21 protein-coding genes are annotated in these 16,411 nt (G+C 60.0%); 12 read left to right on the forward strand and 9 right to left on the reverse strand.

The window, feature by feature from the left end; all coding sequences use genetic code 11:
* Window positions 1-38: 38 nt before the first annotated feature.
* Complete coding sequence (locus LJ360_RS07005) at window positions 39-2,036, reverse strand: hypothetical protein (RefSeq protein ID WP_264995673.1); 1,998 nt, start codon at window positions 2,034-2,036, stop codon at window positions 39-41.
* A 221-nt stretch (window positions 2,037-2,257) separates the two neighbouring features.
* Here LJ360_RS07005 and LJ360_RS07010 point away from each other — a divergent pair, with 221 nt between their 5' ends.
* From LJ360_RS07010 to LJ360_RS07025, 4 genes are all read left to right on the forward strand, one after another.
* Complete coding sequence (locus tag LJ360_RS07010; RefSeq protein WP_264995674.1) at window positions 2,258-2,452, forward strand: hypothetical protein; 195 nt, start codon at window positions 2,258-2,260, stop codon at window positions 2,450-2,452.
* Window positions 2,453-2,555: 103 nt separating this feature from the next.
* Entirely contained in the window at window positions 2,556-3,323 is a 768-nt protein-coding gene (locus LJ360_RS07015) for a glucose 1-dehydrogenase (protein ID WP_264995675.1), read from the forward strand.
* A gap of 12 nt (window positions 3,324-3,335) precedes the next feature.
* Entirely contained in the window at window positions 3,336-3,659 is a 324-nt protein-coding gene (locus tag LJ360_RS07020) for an antibiotic biosynthesis monooxygenase family protein (protein ID WP_264995676.1), read from the forward strand.
* Window position 3,660: 1 nt separating this feature from the next.
* On the forward strand, window positions 3,661-3,927 hold the full coding sequence (locus LJ360_RS07025; RefSeq protein WP_248235820.1) for a DksA/TraR family C4-type zinc finger protein: 267 nt from the start codon (window positions 3,661-3,663) through the stop codon (window positions 3,925-3,927).
* Between the two features lie 34 nt (window positions 3,928-3,961).
* Here the strand turns inward: LJ360_RS07025 and LJ360_RS07030 are convergent, their stop codons facing one another.
* Entirely contained in the window at window positions 3,962-4,546 is a 585-nt protein-coding gene (locus tag LJ360_RS07030; RefSeq protein ID WP_264995677.1) for a 2-hydroxychromene-2-carboxylate isomerase, read from the reverse strand.
* A gap of 25 nt (window positions 4,547-4,571) precedes the next feature.
* On the reverse strand, window positions 4,572-5,300 hold the full coding sequence (locus LJ360_RS07035; protein WP_264995678.1) for an SDR family oxidoreductase: 729 nt from the start codon (window positions 5,298-5,300) through the stop codon (window positions 4,572-4,574).
* Between the two features lie 112 nt (window positions 5,301-5,412).
* Between LJ360_RS07035 and LJ360_RS07040 the strand changes: the two genes are divergently transcribed.
* Window positions 5,413-5,874 (forward strand): winged helix-turn-helix transcriptional regulator, encoded by a 462-nt coding sequence (locus tag LJ360_RS07040; protein WP_264995679.1) that lies wholly within the window; start codon window positions 5,413-5,415, stop codon window positions 5,872-5,874.
* A 27-nt stretch (window positions 5,875-5,901) separates the two neighbouring features.
* On the opposite strand, the gene arfB is transcribed toward LJ360_RS07040, so the two are convergent.
* Window positions 5,902-6,312, reverse strand: a complete 411-nt coding sequence (gene arfB, locus LJ360_RS07045; RefSeq protein WP_264996006.1) for an alternative ribosome rescue aminoacyl-tRNA hydrolase ArfB — start codon at window positions 6,310-6,312, stop codon at window positions 5,902-5,904.
* Window positions 6,313-6,428: 116 nt separating this feature from the next.
* On the opposite strand from arfB, the gene LJ360_RS07050 reads away from it, so the two are divergent.
* From LJ360_RS07050 to LJ360_RS07065, 4 genes are all read left to right on the forward strand, one after another.
* A complete protein-coding gene (locus LJ360_RS07050) occupies window positions 6,429-7,037 on the forward strand; it encodes a LysE/ArgO family amino acid transporter (RefSeq protein ID WP_264995680.1) in 609 nt (202 codons plus the stop codon).
* A 110-nt stretch (window positions 7,038-7,147) separates the two neighbouring features.
* Complete coding sequence (locus LJ360_RS07055) at window positions 7,148-7,867, forward strand: hypothetical protein (RefSeq protein ID WP_264995681.1); 720 nt, start codon at window positions 7,148-7,150, stop codon at window positions 7,865-7,867.
* Window positions 7,867-8,847 (forward strand): hypothetical protein, encoded by a 981-nt coding sequence (locus tag LJ360_RS07060; protein WP_264995682.1) that lies wholly within the window; start codon window positions 7,867-7,869, stop codon window positions 8,845-8,847. The genes LJ360_RS07055 and LJ360_RS07060 overlap by 1 nt, the downstream gene beginning before the upstream one ends.
* Entirely contained in the window at window positions 8,840-9,937 is a 1,098-nt protein-coding gene (locus LJ360_RS07065) for a hypothetical protein (protein ID WP_264995683.1), read from the forward strand. The genes LJ360_RS07060 and LJ360_RS07065 overlap by 8 nt, the downstream gene beginning before the upstream one ends.
* A 9-nt stretch (window positions 9,938-9,946) precedes the next feature.
* On the opposite strand, the gene LJ360_RS07070 is transcribed toward LJ360_RS07065, so the two are convergent.
* On the reverse strand, window positions 9,947-10,561 hold the full coding sequence (locus LJ360_RS07070; protein WP_264995684.1) for an arsenical pump-driving ATPase GET3: 615 nt from the start codon (window positions 10,559-10,561) through the stop codon (window positions 9,947-9,949).
* 171 nt (window positions 10,562-10,732) lie between these two features.
* Between LJ360_RS07070 and LJ360_RS07075 the strand changes: the two genes are divergently transcribed.
* A complete protein-coding gene (locus LJ360_RS07075) occupies window positions 10,733-11,332 on the forward strand; it encodes a CPBP family intramembrane glutamic endopeptidase (RefSeq protein ID WP_264995685.1) in 600 nt (199 codons plus the stop codon).
* Here LJ360_RS07075 and LJ360_RS07080 read toward each other — a convergent pair.
* The 4 genes from LJ360_RS07080 to LJ360_RS07095 form a co-directional block, all read right to left on the reverse strand.
* Window positions 11,307-11,840 carry a C40 family peptidase gene (locus tag LJ360_RS07080; RefSeq protein ID WP_264995686.1) on the reverse strand — a complete coding sequence of 178 codons (534 nt, stop codon included), beginning with the start codon at window positions 11,838-11,840 and terminating at the stop codon, window positions 11,307-11,309. The two genes, LJ360_RS07075 and LJ360_RS07080, sit on opposite strands and share 26 nt — an antisense overlap.
* Window positions 11,841-12,013: 173 nt before the next feature.
* Entirely contained in the window at window positions 12,014-13,405 is a 1,392-nt protein-coding gene (gene pntB, locus LJ360_RS07085) for a Re/Si-specific NAD(P)(+) transhydrogenase subunit beta (RefSeq protein ID WP_264995687.1), read from the reverse strand.
* Window positions 13,406-13,417: 12 nt separating this feature from the next.
* Window positions 13,418-14,995 carry a Re/Si-specific NAD(P)(+) transhydrogenase subunit alpha gene (locus LJ360_RS07090; protein ID WP_264995688.1) on the reverse strand — a complete coding sequence of 526 codons (1,578 nt, stop codon included), beginning with the start codon at window positions 14,993-14,995 and terminating at the stop codon, window positions 13,418-13,420.
* 118 nt (window positions 14,996-15,113) lie between these two features.
* Window positions 15,114-15,683, reverse strand: a complete 570-nt coding sequence (locus LJ360_RS07095; RefSeq protein WP_264995689.1) for an NnrU family protein — start codon at window positions 15,681-15,683, stop codon at window positions 15,114-15,116.
* A 210-nt stretch (window positions 15,684-15,893) separates the two neighbouring features.
* Between LJ360_RS07095 and LJ360_RS07100 the strand changes: the two genes are divergently transcribed.
* Together LJ360_RS07100 and LJ360_RS07105 are read left to right on the forward strand one after the other, a co-directional pair.
* Entirely contained in the window at window positions 15,894-16,214 is a 321-nt protein-coding gene (locus LJ360_RS07100; protein WP_091849044.1) for a DUF2007 domain-containing protein, read from the forward strand.
* Window positions 16,214-16,408, forward strand: coding sequence for a hypothetical protein (locus tag LJ360_RS07105; RefSeq protein ID WP_143066562.1), 195 nt, complete (start codon window positions 16,214-16,216; stop codon window positions 16,406-16,408). Before LJ360_RS07100 ends, LJ360_RS07105 begins: the two co-directional genes overlap by 1 nt.
* Window positions 16,409-16,411 lie beyond the last annotated feature (3 nt).

Here is a 16,411-nt window from a genome sequence, read left to right on the forward strand (position 1 = left end):
GCCCGCCGGGGCGGGCCAGAGGATCCGTTGCTTACAGGTCAGTCGGTCACTTCGATCAGGACGACCAGGCCCAGTTCACTGGGATCACCGCCGGTGAGACCATACCGGTTGGTCAGCAGGGCCATGCTGGCGTCTTGGTTGAAGAAGCCTTCCATGATGGTGGTTTCTTCGCCTTCCGGAACAGTAATGGTCAGAGCGCCATTGGAACCGATGGACACAGCACCGCTCAGGGTCTCTGTATCCGCACTCTTGTCAATTTCCATGTCACCGGCCAGGCCGGTAATGCTGGCGTTGGTAAAGCGCCCTTCAACAGTGGCTTCGGTCTGGCTGTCCATGGAAAGGTAAGTGTTGAACTGGCTGTTGCTGATTTCCACTTCTGAGCTGCCATCGCTGGTATTGCCTGCCAGTCCCAGTGACAGGGACATCAGGCGATAGCGCTTGCCGGAGACTTGCGGCGTGCTGGCGGGCAACTTGACCATCAGGGTCTGGCCTACCATGCCATCACTACCATCGGTTCCTTCCGCACTGACGATCGAGATGAAATCAAACGTATCGTTGACAAATCCGTCCTGGTTTTCGCCGCCAATGGAGACGATATCCCCGTCACCGGACTCGCTCAGCACCACCGGCAGACCGGTCTCGGCTACATCGGATACTGTTTCATAGGCAGCACCTGAGGGGGAAATCGACAGACGGTGTCCGGAGAGGGCATCCACATTGAGGGTGCCTTCGCCGTCAAAGGTCAGGGTGTTGGTCTCTGTCAGAACCTCAATGGTGCCACTATTGAGGTAGGACTCGAGATAGACACGCCCGAAGTCGCCGTCCAGGTCCGCATCGGTCATACCAGAGGGCTGGCGGGCGAAGATTTCGAGGGCCCTGGAAATTTCATCACCCTCCTTGGCGTCTGGGTCGATCCCGGAATTGTCCTCGGTTAACGCGTAGCGCGCGCTGGCTTCCTGGGACAGCAATACGAACAGCCCCTTGTCGCCTACCTGCTGGAGATTCAGCATAACGGGCAGCCAGCGCCATCCATAACCATCATCGGTATCCAGCTCTTCGCTGAACTTGCTTTCAATGGTCAGCACGCCGTTGGCGAGATAGGTGCCGGGGAAGGATTCGTTCATCTCCTCCATCCAGGTGTCGAACCAGACATAGCTGTAGCCGTTAAGACCCGCATCGGCGCCCTCCTCGGAGCCGAGGGTGATATCCAACTGGCCGTCGGTGCCGGTCGCAAAGGCAAAGTCATTGAGCCAGATCTCGATCCCCAGGGTTGCCCCCTGGCCAAGGTCGCTGTCGTGCAGGTCGTAGCTGAACGCGGAACTGTAGTAGTTCCCGGCAATGCTGCTGGTATCACCTTCCTCCGTGGAGATCTTGGTCACACTTGATTCCACGAACTCACCCAGTTCGCTGTCCAGGATCGCCAGCATGGCTTCGATATCGGCGCTCGGGTCAGCGGTCAGGTCGAACTCCTCCACCTGGCCACGCAACTCCACCACCTCAGACAGTTCGAGCGAACCCAGGTCGGCATCGCTTTCAATAAACTTGCGGGCAACGAAATCCGCTGCCGGGTTGATGTCGATCGCCTGCTCTACCACCATCGCGCTCATGGTGGCGTTGTTCGTGCCGGTGATGCGAACAATCAGGTCGCCGGACAGGTCAACCCCTGTGGGCAGGTCCAGTTCGTAGTTTCCATCGGTAGACGTATAGGTGGTGGCGATAACGTCACCCACCTGGTTGCCATCATTGTCAATTCGAATCAGCTCTACACGCGCGCCTTCCACGGCTTCCAGCCCCAGAATCGCGGCAGCGGCCGGGCTGATGAAGAAATTGGCGAGCGATGCCAGCGAGCCCTGGTCAGCAAAGGCGCTGGCGGACGCTGCGGGTACTTCAACAACACCGCTGACGCTGGCGGTCGAGTCAGTGCCATCAGTGCCATCAGTGCTGTCACTACTGCTGCTACTGCCCCCACCGCAGGCGGTGAGGGCGAGAGCCGAGGCAATGGCCGGGACTAAGAGGATCTTCTTGAACTGCTCCATGGGAACTCCTGTGACATGGTTAATTCGATTATTACCGCCATGTCATGCTGTCAGGTGTTGGTGACGCAGGAATCCCCTGAACGAGGTATATGATTGTAAAGAAATGTTTAATTTTTGAATTGGTCGCCCTTGCGCCCCGACCGGGTATTTCTGTCGCTGTTTTACAGGTATCAGACGGACAACTATTCTTTAAGGTGCACCTGACACAAGGAGAATGGATTATGAGCAAAGCCGTCAACGGAAAGTTCAAGAGCATTGAACAGGCCCGCAACACAAGGGAGGACCTGATCGGAAGCGATATCCCACAGGACCTTATCTACATTGATGAAGAAGCACAGGTGATCCGGGTCAAGATGCCTCCGGAAGAGGCCCGGGAGGTTCACGAGATCTTCGACCGTCACGGTATTACCTACTGAGTTCCCCGCCAATGCCACTTGGCGCTTGATTAGTCGCCCGGCCGGTGTCCGGCCGGGTAGCTATACAGGCCTTGCGCTGCATCAAATTTTTTAAGGGGGAGTATTGAGCCAGAAAAAAAAGGTTGCGCTGGTGACGGGCGGTGCCCGGGGTATCGGCCGCGGTATTAGTCGGCATCTGCTGGACCAGGGCTGGCGGGTTGTGTTTTGCGACGTCGATGGTGAGGCAGCCAGCGATTTCCTTGCACAGCATCCCGGTACCAGGGATCTGTATTTTGTTCACGCAGATGTCTCGGTGGAAGCCCAGGTTGAACAAGCCCTCGGTGAGGCCATGGCGTGGGCCGGCCGGCTTGATGCGTTGATCAATAATGCCGGGCTTGCCGACCCGGATAACGGACCGGTGGAAGACCTGGACCTGTCAGTCTGGCAGCGACGGCTGGATGTGAATCTCACCGGCCCACTGCTGATGACGAAGCATGGTATCAGGCATCTTCGTGAAACCCGGGGCAGCATCGTCAATATTGCCTCCACCCGGGCGCTCCAGTCTGAGCCTGACACAGAAGCCTATGCCGCCACTAAGGGTGGGCTGGTGGCGCTGACCCATGCCCTTGCTGTCAGCCTGGGGCCGGATATCCGGGTCAACTGCATCAGTCCCGGCTGGATAGACGTGCGGGCCGAACAGCCTGGCGTCGGGGAAAATGTTGAGCCCCTGTCGCAACGCGACCATGAGCAGCACCCCGCGGGGCGGGTCGGCAGGGCCGACGATATTGCGGCTACCGTGGCCTTTCTGATTTCGGATAATGCCGGGTTTGTCACCGGGCAGAATATCGTGGTGGACGGTGGCATGACCCGCAAGATGATCTACGAGGACTGACCGGGAGGACCCGTGAAATTTATCTTCGAGGTTCGCATCAAAGAGGGACACACCGCGGAGGAGTATGCGGATGCCTGGGTAAGGGCCAGTGAGCTGATTCAGCAGGCTCCGGGCGCCCGGGGTACCGAGCTGCACCGCAAGATTGGTGATCCCAATAGCCTGATCGCCATTGCCAGCTGGGAAAGCAAGGCCCAGCGCGATGCGATGGAAGGGCAGCATAACCCGGAAATTGCCGAGATTATCCGCAGCGCAGCGCCGTTCGTGGAAATCAAGCCCATTGGTGAATTTGAAGACCCGGAGTGGGTGGTGATCCCCCCCGACCGGAAGGAGTCCTGATATGGCCGGAGGCTGGTCAAAGGACGGTGCGGTTCAGGACCAGATCGACAGCACCGTGGAAGACGCCCTCGAACGGGCCCGAGCCAATCTCCCTCAAGGGGAGAGCCTGACGCATTGTGAGGAATGCGACGAGCCTATTCCTGAGGCTCGCCGACAGGCACTGCCAGGGGTTCGACTGTGTGTACGTTGTCAGAGTGAGCGGGACAGGGAACAGGCCGATAACAGCCTGTTCAACCGCCGGGGCAGCAAGGATTCCCAGCTTCGCTGAGGGCACTCGCCACACCCGGTAACCGGCTGCCGGTTCAGGCCAGGGCCTCCTCCACCATCCACAGCCGGTCTTGTCCGAAAAACATGTCGTCGCCCACGAACAGTGTCGGTGCTCCGAACACACCCCGATTTACCGCTTCGGTCGTTATATCCTTCAGGCGTTCCTTCACCGCCGGGTCGCTGGCGCGGGTCATCACATCGTCCGGATCGAAGCCGGCAGCCGTAAGCACACGAGTGACAACTTCCGGTTCGCCCATATTTTCTTCATTCACCCACATGGCGTTAAAGACGGCCGTCAGATAGTCGTTGAAACGGGGCGTATCCAGAAAGGCTACGGCACCGCGCATCAGTTGGAGGGTATTCACCGGAAAAAACGGGTTCTGGTTCAGGGTAACGCCATAGCGTCTCGCGAACCGCTGCATGTCCATGCGGGAGTAAAGGCTCTTGGCCTCGATGGCGGCGGGGGACTGGTTGCCGGTGGCCTGGAATACGCCGCCTAGCAGCATCGGCTTCCAAACCAGTTCGGCGTTGTGCCGCCGGGCCAGGTCAGGCAGTTGGGTCCAGGCCAGGTAGCTGGCAGGACTTCCTACGTCAAAGTAACACTCTATGGTTTTGCTCATGGTTCGGCTCCGGTTTTGTTTTCGGTCAGAAGGTTTCCATCCAGGGTCGCAGGTCCAGTTCGTGGGTCCACGCATCCCGGGGCTGGCGATGGAGTTGCACATACTGCTCAGCAATGTGGTCGGGGTTCAGGATGCCATCCTGGTCCTTCAGGGCGTAACGGTCCGGGAAGTTGTTACGGATGAAGTCGGTGTCGATGGCGCCATCAATAATACTGTGGGCCACATGGATCCCCTGGGGGCCCAGCTCCCGGGCCATGCTCTGGGCCAGGGCCCGCAGAGCGAATTTCGCGCCGGCAAAGGCCGAAAATCCGCTACTGCCCCGAAGGGACGCCGTGGCGCCGGTAAAGATGATGGTGCCCCGCTGGCGGGGAAGCATGACCCGGGCCGCCTCCCGCCCGGTGAGGAAGCCGGCAAAGGCCGCCATTTCCCAAACCTTGCGGTAGACCCGGGCGGTGGTTTCTGTGATGGGAAAGCGGACGTTGGCGCCAATGTTGAATACCACCACGGCCACCGGGCCGATGTCTTGCTCAATGTGTTCAAACAGGGCGGTCATCGCCTCTTCGTCGCGGGCGTCACAACCGAAGGCATGGGCTGAGCCACCCTCAGCCCCGATGGATTCGGTCAGGGGGGAGAGGGCCTCGGCGGTACGCCGCGTGGCGCAGACCGTATAACCCTCCCGGGCAAAGCGGCGGGCAATGGCACCACCGGTGGCGTCGCCTGCGCCAATGACCACGGCGACTTCGTTGCTGGACATGACGGGTCCTCCAGAATGTTGTAAGAGTTCTTTTTTGGAACTAACTAATAGTCGGTTCCAAAAAAGAACCTGTCAAGTTATTCTGTATCTGAATGTCTTGGTGAGGTCACCCATGCGCTGGCAAGAGCTTGATCAACAACCCTGTTCCCTGGCCCGAACCCTGTCCGTAGTCGGAGATCGGTGGACCCTGATGGTCCTGCGGGACTGCTTTCTGGGTATCCGGCGGTTTGATGAGTTCGAGAAGCGGCTTGGAATCACCCGGCACGTGCTCACCGATCGACTGAAGAAGTTGGTGGAAGAGGGTGTACTGAAGAAGGTTCCCTATCAACAGCGGCCCTTACGTGAGGAATACCGGCTGACCGAGAAAGGCCTTGACCTCCACCCGGTCATCCTGGCGCTGGTGAACTGGGGTGACCGCCACATGGCTGACGAGCGTGGCGCGCCCATAGAACATGTTCACAAGGCCTGCGGCAAGGTCATGCAACCGGTAACCGTATGCTCGGAATGCGGGGAACCTGTCACAGCGCGGGATATTCATGTGCAGGTGGGCGCTGGTTGGGAGCCGGAAGACTAAGACGAAGCCGAACAGGTTCTGCCCTGATCACATCACCTTGCCCCGAAGGGCCTTTGTCTTACCCCGCTGGGTCTTCTTGTCCACCCGTTTGCGCTGTGACGAGCGGGTAGGGCGTGTCGGCCGACGTTTTTTCTGAACTTTCACTGCATCCTTGATTAGCTCCTGCAGCCGATCCAGGGCATCCTGGCGGTTCTGCTCATAGGTGCGGAAGGACTGTGCCTTGATAATAATAACCCCATCCTTGGTGATGTGGTGATCGGACAGGGCCAGCAGACGTTCCTTGTAGAAGGGCGGCAGGGAGGACCGGTTGATATCAAAGCGTAGGTGAACCGCGCTGGCCACCTTGTTCACGTTCTGTCCGCCGGCCCCCTGGGCGCGGATCTGGGTGATCTCCACTTCCCAGTCAGCCAGTTCTACGGCGTTGGACAGGCGTAGCAACGTTGCCATGATGAACCTCAACAGAATTGGACAAGGAGTGTAACAAACGCAGGCTTGCGATGCCGGGCCGGTGGAGTATCCTTTCGTCTTTTCCCCGAAAACCCATCGAGGCAGGTGTGCTGGAAAGCTATCTTACTGGTTTGCTTGTGTGTGGCGGCATTATCATCGCCATCGGCGCCCAGAATGCCTACGTGCTGAGCCAGGCCATCCGGCGGGAGCACCACTGGTGGTCTGCCGGGCTTTGTATGATTTCGGATGTCGCCCTGTTCAGCGCCGGAATGCTCGGGGTCAGCGCGGCGTTGATGGCCGTGCCGGAAGCGTTGGAGGTGCTGCGCTGGCTCGGCGTCGTTTTTCTTGGCTGGCTGGCGGTGCAGGCGTTTGTCCGGGCAGGCCAGGGGCGGAACCGGCTGGAGACCGGCGAAGTCGGGGCAAAGAGTCTCAAAGGCGTGTTGTTCACCACTCTGGCGGTTACCCTCCTCAATCCCCAGGTATACCTGGATACGCTGCTGCTGATACCGGCCATTGGCGCCCAGCAGGAGAGTGCCACCACGTTCGTCGCCGGTGCCAGCAGCGCCTCGATCCTATGGTTCGGGGGGCTGGCCTGGGGTGGTTCGGCGCTGGCCCCGTTGCTGTCCCGACCGGTGGCTTGGCGAATCATCGACGGGCTTATTGGCCTGATGATGGCGGGTATCGCCCTGCACCTGGCCATCAGTGGGCTGGGCTAAGCGCATGCCGACGCCAGGTTACCTGCTATATTTATGGACATAACCGTGGTTTGATTCTGGGCCGGGTTGTACAGGCAGGCCGCATAATCCAGAGGAACAGGATTGATGCTATGGCTGTTCGGTTCGGGCTGTTGCTTATGGCGGCCCTGGTTTCACTTCCTTCCCTTTCGTCAGCGCAGGATGTTGTGGCCCGACTCAAGGGTGAAGGCCTTGAGGAAAGGTTTACCGAGGAGGCCTCGGTCAGTGGTCGGGTTGTGGCAGGTGTGCTCGCCGGATCTGCAACGGCCAGTGACGCCCTGGCACTTTATGCCTCGGCGACCCGGGCCAGTGATGATATCTGCGTCCGTGTGATTTCCCGGGACGGCCTGTACTGGTCCGAGAATACATTCACCTGGCCAGACGGCGCAGACTCGGGGGTGGTTCCCCTGGAGTACCAGAGTCGTTACCGGGACCAGCTCGCCGGTTACGACGCGAAGGACCTGGCAATACTGGGCTACGAAGGCGATTGCCGGCAGGTGCCGGATGGTCCGGTCTTGGTCGCGGCACGGGGTACTGACCAGCAACAACCCGCCACCCTGGACATCCTGGTGAACTCGGGTCGGTCCGATACCTTCGCTGTGCTGACCAACCTGGCGAATGGTCCGAAGACACTCGCTTGCCAGACCATTACCGCTGGGCGGCGCACCGGCTATGACACGGTTTGCACTGTGCCGCTGGCGGAAACACCGGACAACGGTCTGTTGGAAATCCGGATCATGAGGCGCCGCTTTGATCGTATGATGCCGGCTACCAGCCTGGTCGTTCACCTGCCCGTAAACGGAATACGGTAATGGAACAGACCGATCGGCCCCGGGAAAGTGGCGTCAAAGGGTGGTTAGCAGCGGCGGCTTCTGGATTTGGGAGGGTGATGGGTGTCGCCTGGCAACGTGGCATTTTGATACCCGCGTTTCTCGCGTTCGCCCTGTTGCTGGCTGCCGTGGGAGCCCTTTGCGAAGACCGGGACAATATCTTTACCGTAGAGGCGACCACGGAAACCCTCTCCCTGGTGACGTCCGATGAGGTTTTCTCCCAGTGGTTTGTGGGTGGCGGTCGGCTGATGACCGATCCACTGGCATCCAGTGATGACTCGGTGTTGTTGCCTGCAGACACGTATCTGAACATCAGCAGGGGAACCGAGGTAACGGTGCAACGACACGGCATCCAGGCACTGCGGATCAAGCTCCAGAATCCGTCAGGCCCTTTGGGGACACTTAACAGTGTTGAACCGCTGGAGACGACGCTCGGAAGCTGGGCCGTGGTGATTTTTGAACCGGAGCTTACGCCCCTGATCCTGCCCTTTCGGGGCGTGCTGACCGTTGGCGACGATGTCACCTCGCAGGTCGACAGTATTTTATTGTCCGGCAGCATCAGTGTGCTGGAGCAGCAGTGGATCAGGAATACGCGCTACGTCGCCGGGAATACGACGCTGGATCCGGGTGACCGCATCCGGTTCTGGGACGAGTCTGACGGAAATGGGCCCAAGCAGGCAGTCGTGGAAGGGTTTATCCGGGTGGAGCCCACCAATCAGGAGCGATTTACCGAGGCCCTCAACGCCATGCAGTTGATCGCCCACGGCGCGGCCAGCTATGTCCAGGTACAACGCCTTGGGAGCACGGGGTACCAGGTCTATGCGCACCGCTGGGCACGCTTCCTCTACGATCCGTTGCTTGCGTCCCTTGCAGCATTGGGGGCGGTCCTGTTCGCCGCCCTGGAGATCTACTCGAAAAGCCGCGAAATAGGCATCCACCTGAGGGAGCGACGAGATGGCTGAGAACAGGTTTTTTGTCACCCTGATCCAGGGGTTGCTGCTATGTCTGGCCCTGGCCACCCCTGCCTTCGCTGCCACGCCCAGCCAGGCTTTTATCAACGCTGGAGAGCAGGGCCAGGCGGTACTGATGGGGCGGCTTGGTGAGTGCTACGCGGTTACGCCGGCCCACGTTGTTGGCGACAGTCTCTTCTCAACGCTGGTTGGCACAGGCAATGGGCGGCCCCGGGGCGACGGGGACCTTCTGCAGGTGTTCGGCTATGACCTGGCGATTCTCCGGGTTACCGGTGGAATTACCTCGGGGTGCGGCACCGCCATTGACCAGGTGGTGAGCCTTGACAGCCATCTGGCCTCCGCCGGTTCTGGTCAGGTGGTTTCAGTAAACCCCGATGGCAGTGTCAGTCGGAGGCATGTGTTGATTTCCGACGTAGGCATCCTGTACATCCGCGTCAGCCCTGTTGGTGAACAGGACCAGTTGTTCAAGGGACTGAGTGGCAGCCTGGTGACGCTGGGCAGCCAGCCTGTCGGGCTCCTGATGTCGGTGGACCCGGACACCGGTGAGGGGCGTGCTTTGCGGTTTGACCGCGCCCTGGAAACCCTGAGACCGTTCTTCGGACTGGCCAGCGCGAAGCGTGAGCCTGCCAGTGAGCAACCTCCGGAGGCTGGCCCGGCCAGGTCAGGCAACCTTGTTACCGAGGTTCTGAGCTGGTCCAGCGCACCGCTGGACGCCGATCACCGGGCGACGAACCTGTTGCGCAGTGGCAAGGCACCCTGGCTGGCCCGGGCAGGAGAGTTCCCCCTTGAAGTTATTGTGGACCTGGCGGGTGACCGGGCCGTGGCCATTGACCGGGTTGAACTGGTGGGCGAGGGAGTGGCACCACCAGAACGGCTGCCAAGGGATTTCGAGGTGTTGATCCGGACAACCGGGGAGGGGGGCTGGATGCCCGTGTATACGGGTACCTACTTTCAGAACGAACCAGCCCGCACTGTCCGGTTTGCGCCAGTGCGGGCCAGACAGGTTATGCTGCGAATTCACTCCCATTGGGGTGACCCATCCTCTGTCGGGCTGGCTGAACTGCGGATTCCGCCCATGTAGTGTGCACTTTCAGTGGAGCCGGGCGCTGGCTATGTAGGTACCTTCGTAACCACCTTGGCAGCGTATTTCGCCAATCAGTGATGCGCCATCCCCGAGCGTAAAATCACCCCGGCAATAGCCTCCTTGAAATTCCATGCCGGTTCCGCTGACCTGGCCATTGTTACGACTGTTATGGTCATTCCCCACAAATACGAATCGCCCAGAGGCTTCGTCGAATTCAGCCAACTGGAAGCGGTAGGTACCGGCCCACTTCTGAAGTATTTTTTCTTCAGTCTCAGTGGTCTCCTGCTGTAAGGTCAACTTGAAAGGAATTACCTGTAGATCCCTGAATTTGCCTTTTAGCGCCAGGGCCCGCATGGCATCATCGGCACTGCTGAAGCCGGCTCCGTAGGCGATCTCCTTCATGGCGGGATCCTCCGATTTGAGCATCACGTCCAGTGCAGCGAGCCGGGTGGTCTGGTCCGGGTCATTGAGCAGCGCCCTGAACTGATTGATCCGTTCCTTGCGCTCGTTGATCTGCTTGAGTAGTTCTTCAGCCGACTGTCCGCTGGCTGAGAACGGCAGAAAGGTCAGTGCAAGTGTCATTATCAGACAAAGGTGGCGAATGGATACGGGCAGGTTCATGGCTCACTCTCCCTGATTGTGTGCCTGTTGACTCAATACTAGCGGAATCTGCGGGAGTGTCTATTTTCTGATCAGTTTTGTGGCGGCCCGTGACTCGAGACCCAGGCCTTTGCGGCAACGCGTGATCACGGTCCGAAACGGCTTTCCAACAGGTGCAACAGGCAGTAATCGATGGCAGTAAAGCGGAAACGTGGTTTTTCTCCGGCGGTGGGGCTGTTGTTCCAGGCGGGCATCGTTGTCCTGGGGCTGCTGCCCCTGTGGCTGTTTGATATTCCGGTGGCTACTGAAGGTCTGCCGGTGTTGGGCTATCTTGTCTGGGGCGTTGCCGGTGGCGTGCTGACCTATGGCCTGCTGCTGTTATTCTCGGTCACAGATGTCCTGTCCTCCGACAGTTTGCAGAAACACATCCGCGACCTGCACCGCTTCGTGCGCTCCCAGTCATGGCTTGTCCTGATTGGCCTCGCGGTATTGGCTGGCGTTGGTGAGGAACTGTTGTTCCGGGCGGTCATTCAGGGATGGGTTGGGGCGCATCTGGGAACTGCAGCGGGTGTTCTCGCAGGGGCCGTTGTTTTCGGACTTGCCCATGCCATGTCGAGGGCCTATTTCCTGGTGGCGACGGCACTGGGGGCGGTATTCGGGATTGCCTATGCTGTTACCGACAGTATTCAGCTGGTGATGGTGTGGCATGCGGTGTACGACCTGGTGGTGATCCTGGTGTTGCGTCGTTACCCTCAGCTGTTCGGGCTCAGTCGAACCGTCGGGCCTGGGTGAAGCGGTCCCGCCAGTAATAGCCATTCAGGGATGAGCGGGTGACGCCTACCGAGGTGGACGCATGGATAAAGTCATCACCGCCCATGAAGATCCCCGCGTGTTGCTCCTTGCCCCGAATCCGGAAAAACACCACATCCCCCGGCTGAAGCTCCCGCGGTGATATGGGCGTGCCGTGGCTGAGCATGGCCGAGGTGGTTCGGGGCAGTTCCATGCCAAACGCTTCCTGGTAGGCCTGTCCGATAAAGCCGGAACAGTCGAACCCCCTGGCGGTAGTGCCACCGTAGCGGTAGGGAGTACCCTCGTAACGATCGAACACGTCCTGCAGTCGGCTTACCCGCTCGTTATCGCCTGCCACCGGCGTACCGTAAACCGGGACGGGTGACTGGCGGCGGTCCGCTACATCCGGCGAGGAGGCACAGCCGGTCAGCACCACTGCCAGAACCAGCAACAGGGCGTTGCGCGTTGCACGGACGTTTGCCTTGACCGGAATCTGGTGGAATGTGGGCATGGATTCAGTCCTGCTCGGTGTCTGTATCTAAAGACTTTACCTGCACAGGGTGAACCTGTCAGGCGTTCGCGGCCAGTTTTGCGGAGTCTTTACAGTCGCCGAGCCTGCACACGATTATCGCAAGACGGGGTCGACCGTGACGGACCGGGGGGCCGGTCCGTCATATCCGGGTGCTATCTCAGTGCGCCCAGCAGCCGGTCCACCGAGTCCTTGGCATCGCCGAACAACATGTGGCTGTTTTCCCGGAAGAACAGCGGGTTCTCCACGCCGGAGTAGCCGGTAGCCATGCCCCGCTTGAGGATCACCACCTGGCGGGCCTTCCATACTTCCAGCACCGGCATGCCGGCAATGGGGCTGCCCGGATCCTCGGCGGCGGCCGGGTTCACCGTATCGTTGGCGCCAATCACCAGAACCACGTCGGTTTTGGGGAAGTCCTCATTGATCTCGTCCATTTCCAGCACGATGTCGTAAGGCACATGGGCTTCGGCCAGCAGCACGTTCATATGTCCTGGCAAACGCCCGGCCACCGGGTGTATGCCAAATCGCACCTCGACACCGCGGTCCCGCAACAATTTGGTGATCTCGCTGATGCCGTTCTGGGCCTGGGCTACGGCCATGCCGTAACCGGGCACGATAATCACCGAATCCGCATTGCGCAGCTCCTCGGCCAGCTCCTCCACTGAAATTTCCTGGACGGTCTGGTCCTCATCAGCCGCCGTGCTGCTGGACGAGGTCTGGCCAAAGCCCCCGAGAATCACGCTGATGAAAGAGCGGTTCATTGCACGGCACATGATATAGCTGAGGATGGCGCCGCTGCTGCCCACCAGCGCGCCGGTGACGATCAGCAGGTCGTTGCCCAGCATGAAGCCGATAGCGGCCGCTGCCCAGCCGGAATAGCTGTTGAGCATGGAAACCACCACTGGCATATCGGCGCCGCCGATGGCCATGATGAGATGGACGCCCAGTACAGCTGAGATGACCGTCATCAATACGAGTATGGCAATACTCAGGGCCATGCTGCCGCTGCCGAGGAACGCGGCGCCAAGCAGCACACATACGACCACTGCTGCCAGGTTCATCCAGTGGCGTCCGGGCAGGGTGAGGGCCTTGCTGTCGATGCGGCCGTCCAGCTTGCCGCAGGCCACCAGTGAGCCGGTGAACGTGACCGCGCCGATAAAGATGCCCACAAAGATTTCCACCAGCTTGATGGTGTGCTCGACCCCCACCATGATCACCAGCGGGTCGATATAGCTGGCAAAGCCCACCAGCACCGCGGCGAGCCCGACAAAGCTGTGGAGCAGAGCCACCAGTTGGGGCATCTGGGTCATTTCCACCTTGTTGGCAATGGGCAGCCCGATAGCTGCACCGATCACCATGGCGGCAATAACCCAGGTCAGGTCGGCGGTCTCGAACCCGGCCATCGTTGCGGCGAGGGCAATAACAATACCCGCGACCCCGTACCAGTTACCCCGGCGGGCAGATTCCTGGTGCGCGAGGCCCCCCAGGCTGAGGATAAAGAGAATGCTGGCCACCACATAGGCGACGCTGATCAGTCCACTACTCACGATTCACGCCTCCTATCGATGGAACATCTTGAGCATGCGATGGGTCACCCGGAACCCTCCGGACACATTGATCATGGCAATCAGCACCGCCACAAAGGACAGGATGCCCACCGCGGCATGTTCAGCCTGGGCCAGGTGGAGCAGGGCGCCAATCACAATGATGCCGCTGATGGCGTTGGTCACGCTCATCAGGGGGGTGTGCAGCGAGGGCGTCACATTCCAGATCACCTGCCAGCCGATGAAACAGGCAAGCACGAAAACCGTAAAGTGCCTCAGGAAGCTCTCCGGGGCATAGGCGCCCACACCGTAGAGGGCGAGCGCAGTTACCGCCAGCAGGGCGACTTTGCCAGCCAGGCGCTTTGTTGGTGACGGACCCTTTGCCGCTGTTGCCGTGGCGGGCGAGGGTTCTTCCGTACCAGGAGGTGGTGCGGTGCTGGTGGGTGTTTCCGGTTGAGGTGGTGGCCAGGTGACATCGCCCTGGTGGACCACCGTCACCCCGCGAATCACGGCGTCCTCCATATTCACCACTGGCTGGCCATCCTTCTCCGGCGTCAGTTCGGTCATCAGGTGGACCAGGTTGGTGGCGTAGAGATCACTGGCCACCTTGGCCATGCGACTGGGCAGGTCGGTATAACCGATCAGGCGTACACCATGCCTTTCAACCACCTTGCCAGGCTCGGTCAGCTCGCAGTTGCCGCCGCGTTCGGAGGCGAGGTCCACAATGACACTGCCGGGCTTCATGGACTTAACCATCTCGGCGGTGATCAGTTTCGGCGCTGGCTTGCCGGGAATCAGGGCGGTCGTGATGATGATATCCACCTCTTTGGCCTGTTCGGCGAACAGGGCCATTTCCGCCTTGATGAACTCATCACTCATCTGCTTGGCGTAGCCACCGCCACCACTGCCTTCCTCGTCGCCGAAGTCCAGTTCCAGGAACTCAGCGCCCATGCTTTCCACCTGTTCCTTGACCTCCAGGCGGGTGTCAAAGGCCCGCACCACGGCCCCCATACTGTTGGCGGTACCAATGGCAGCCAGGCCAGCTACGCCTGCGCCGATGACCATGATTTTCGCCGGGGGGACCTTGCCTGCGGCGGTGACCTGGCCGGTAAAGAAACGCCCGAACTGGTTGGCTGCCTCGATCACCGCGCGGTAGCCGGCAATGTTGGCCATGGCGCTGAGGGCGTCCATTTTCTGGGCCCGGCTGATACGTGGGAGGGCATCAATGGCGAAGGCGTTGACCTGTTTCTCCGCCAGTTTTTCCAGCAGCTGAGGGTTCTGGGCTGGCCAGATGTAGCCGGCCAGGTGCGCACCCTCACGAATCATGTCGAGTTCGTGTTTGTGAGTGCCGGGATGTTCGGTCGGTGCCCGCACCTTGAGGATGAAGTCCGATTCCTTCCAGAGGGAGAGGGTGTCCACAGCGATGGCGGCGCCGGCGTCCTGGTAGCTCTCATCGCTGTAATCCGCCGCCTCGCCGGCACCGGCCTCGATGACCACCTCGTATCCGAGTTTGATGAGTTTCTGCACCGAGGGCGGCGTTGCAGCCACCCGTCGTTCGTCTGGATAGACTTCCCTGGGGATTCCGATTTTCATGGTCTTACTCCTGCCGTCTGACACTTTATTGTTGGTGCCTGTGACTACAGTTAAGCCCGGAATCCGCCCTTCGTCATCTTTTACGCCCGGGTTGTCCGTGACAGATAGTCGCGGCCCGTTACACCGGGGCGACTCCGATAAGCCACTGGTGCGCCCAGACCACGAACAGCACGTAAACCGCCAGGCCGCCTACTAACGCGATCAGGTCGTTGAACGGTTGTGCAGGAAGTGTGGGGATGTCCCGGGCTGTTCTGCGTTTGAGGGAGATGCGGTCGACTACGGCCCACGCCAGGAAGGCGCCGAACAATAGCACATCGTGGGCCATGCCATTTGCCAGCAGGTGAGCTACGGCCCAAAGCTTGACCGCCACCAGCATGGGATGCTTGAGGGTGCGGCTGATCCGGCCGGGGAAGTAGGCGGCGAACAACAGCGGGAACACCGGCACCAGCAAAAGCATGGCCAGGTGACGAAGCCAGGCTGGCGGGCTGTACAGCAGTACCGGGTCAAGCCTTGCCGCGCCATATCCCCAGACAATCAGCACCAGGCCCACCAGGGCAATCACGGAATAGATCCCCTTGAAGGCCCCTTCGCCCATCGATTGCACCATTCGGTTGCGCAGGGGTTCGTTTACGATGGACAGAGAATGGATACCGAGAAAAATAATCAGTCCGAGTACAAGTATTCCCATGACACGGTGTCCTTGAAATCGTATGGAAGACGTTGTCCCGCAGTATAGTTCCCCATGCTGCAGATTCGCGAATCCCGCCGCGATCAATCGAATTCGGTGACGATTCCGTAAATAGCGAGGCAGGCACTCACCGCAGTGACTACACTGACAAGGTGTCCGGAGCTGCTTCTTTGCTTCGGGTTTTCCCGTACCCATCAGGGGAGGCGGACGATGCAGATAGCCTATAACGCCCGGGACCTTACCGAGGCCCATATCATTGCCGGTCTGCTGGGGGCCCACGGCATCAGTGCCCACGTGGGCGGCCACTATCTCCAGGGCGGGTTGGGGGAAATCGGCGCCGCTGGCTTTACCAATGTGCAGGTGGACGAAGACGATTACCTGGAGGCCCGGCGTCTGATCGCAGAGTACGAAGGCGCCGCCACGGAGGATGGCCGCAGTGTTCCCCCGGTGAACGATGCCGGCGAGTTCTATGCCCGGTGGTTTTTGTTGCTCCTGCTGGCGGTCGCCGTTGGTTTTGTGCTGACCCTGTGATGGCCCGGTTTATCCTCGTGGTTCTGTCGCTACTGGCAGCGGGTGGTTGTGGCACTGGTATGCCAACGGACGGGCGTTATCCTGGCGATGCCAGCGAGTGTGATAGCCTGCCCCTGTATGAACGAATGGAGTGCCGGGAACGCCATCCTCCGCTCCATGAGCCCCTTGACCTGAGAAAACCGGAGCTTCGCTAGGCA

This window comes from Marinobacter sp. AN1 (assembly GCF_026013985.1).
GTDB classification, from domain to species: Bacteria; Pseudomonadota; Gammaproteobacteria; order Pseudomonadales; family Oleiphilaceae; genus Marinobacter; species Marinobacter segnicrescens.

Coding starts and splice junctions, on each gene's coding strand:
- LJ360_RS07005 (WP_264995673.1), bottom strand. CDS start 2,036: ATGGAGCAGTTCAAGAAGATCCTCTTAGTCCCGGCCATTGCCTCGGCT.
- LJ360_RS07010 (WP_264995674.1), top strand. CDS start 2,258: ATGAGCAAAGCCGTCAACGGAAAGTTCAAGAGCATTGAACAGGCCCGC.
- LJ360_RS07025 (WP_248235820.1), top strand. CDS start 3,661: ATGGCCGGAGGCTGGTCAAAGGACGGTGCGGTTCAGGACCAGATCGAC.
- LJ360_RS07030 (WP_264995677.1), bottom strand. CDS start 4,546: ATGAGCAAAACCATAGAGTGTTACTTTGACGTAGGAAGTCCTGCCAGC.
- LJ360_RS07035 (WP_264995678.1), bottom strand. CDS start 5,300: ATGTCCAGCAACGAAGTCGCCGTGGTCATTGGCGCAGGCGACGCCACC.
- LJ360_RS07040 (WP_264995679.1), top strand. CDS start 5,413: ATGCGCTGGCAAGAGCTTGATCAACAACCCTGTTCCCTGGCCCGAACC.
- LJ360_RS07055 (WP_264995681.1), top strand. CDS start 7,148: ATGGCTGTTCGGTTCGGGCTGTTGCTTATGGCGGCCCTGGTTTCACTT.
- LJ360_RS07060 (WP_264995682.1), top strand. CDS start 7,867: ATGGAACAGACCGATCGGCCCCGGGAAAGTGGCGTCAAAGGGTGGTTA.
- LJ360_RS07065 (WP_264995683.1), top strand. CDS start 8,840: ATGGCTGAGAACAGGTTTTTTGTCACCCTGATCCAGGGGTTGCTGCTA.
- LJ360_RS07070 (WP_264995684.1), bottom strand. CDS start 10,561: ATGAACCTGCCCGTATCCATTCGCCACCTTTGTCTGATAATGACACTT.
- LJ360_RS07075 (WP_264995685.1), top strand. CDS start 10,733: ATGGCAGTAAAGCGGAAACGTGGTTTTTCTCCGGCGGTGGGGCTGTTG.
- LJ360_RS07080 (WP_264995686.1), bottom strand. CDS start 11,840: ATGCCCACATTCCACCAGATTCCGGTCAAGGCAAACGTCCGTGCAACG.
- LJ360_RS07090 (WP_264995688.1), bottom strand. CDS start 14,995: ATGAAAATCGGAATCCCCAGGGAAGTCTATCCAGACGAACGACGGGTG.
- LJ360_RS07095 (WP_264995689.1), bottom strand. CDS start 15,683: ATGGGAATACTTGTACTCGGACTGATTATTTTTCTCGGTATCCATTCT.
- LJ360_RS07100 (WP_091849044.1), top strand. CDS start 15,894: ATGCAGATAGCCTATAACGCCCGGGACCTTACCGAGGCCCATATCATT.
- LJ360_RS07105 (WP_143066562.1), top strand. CDS start 16,214: ATGGCCCGGTTTATCCTCGTGGTTCTGTCGCTACTGGCAGCGGGTGGT.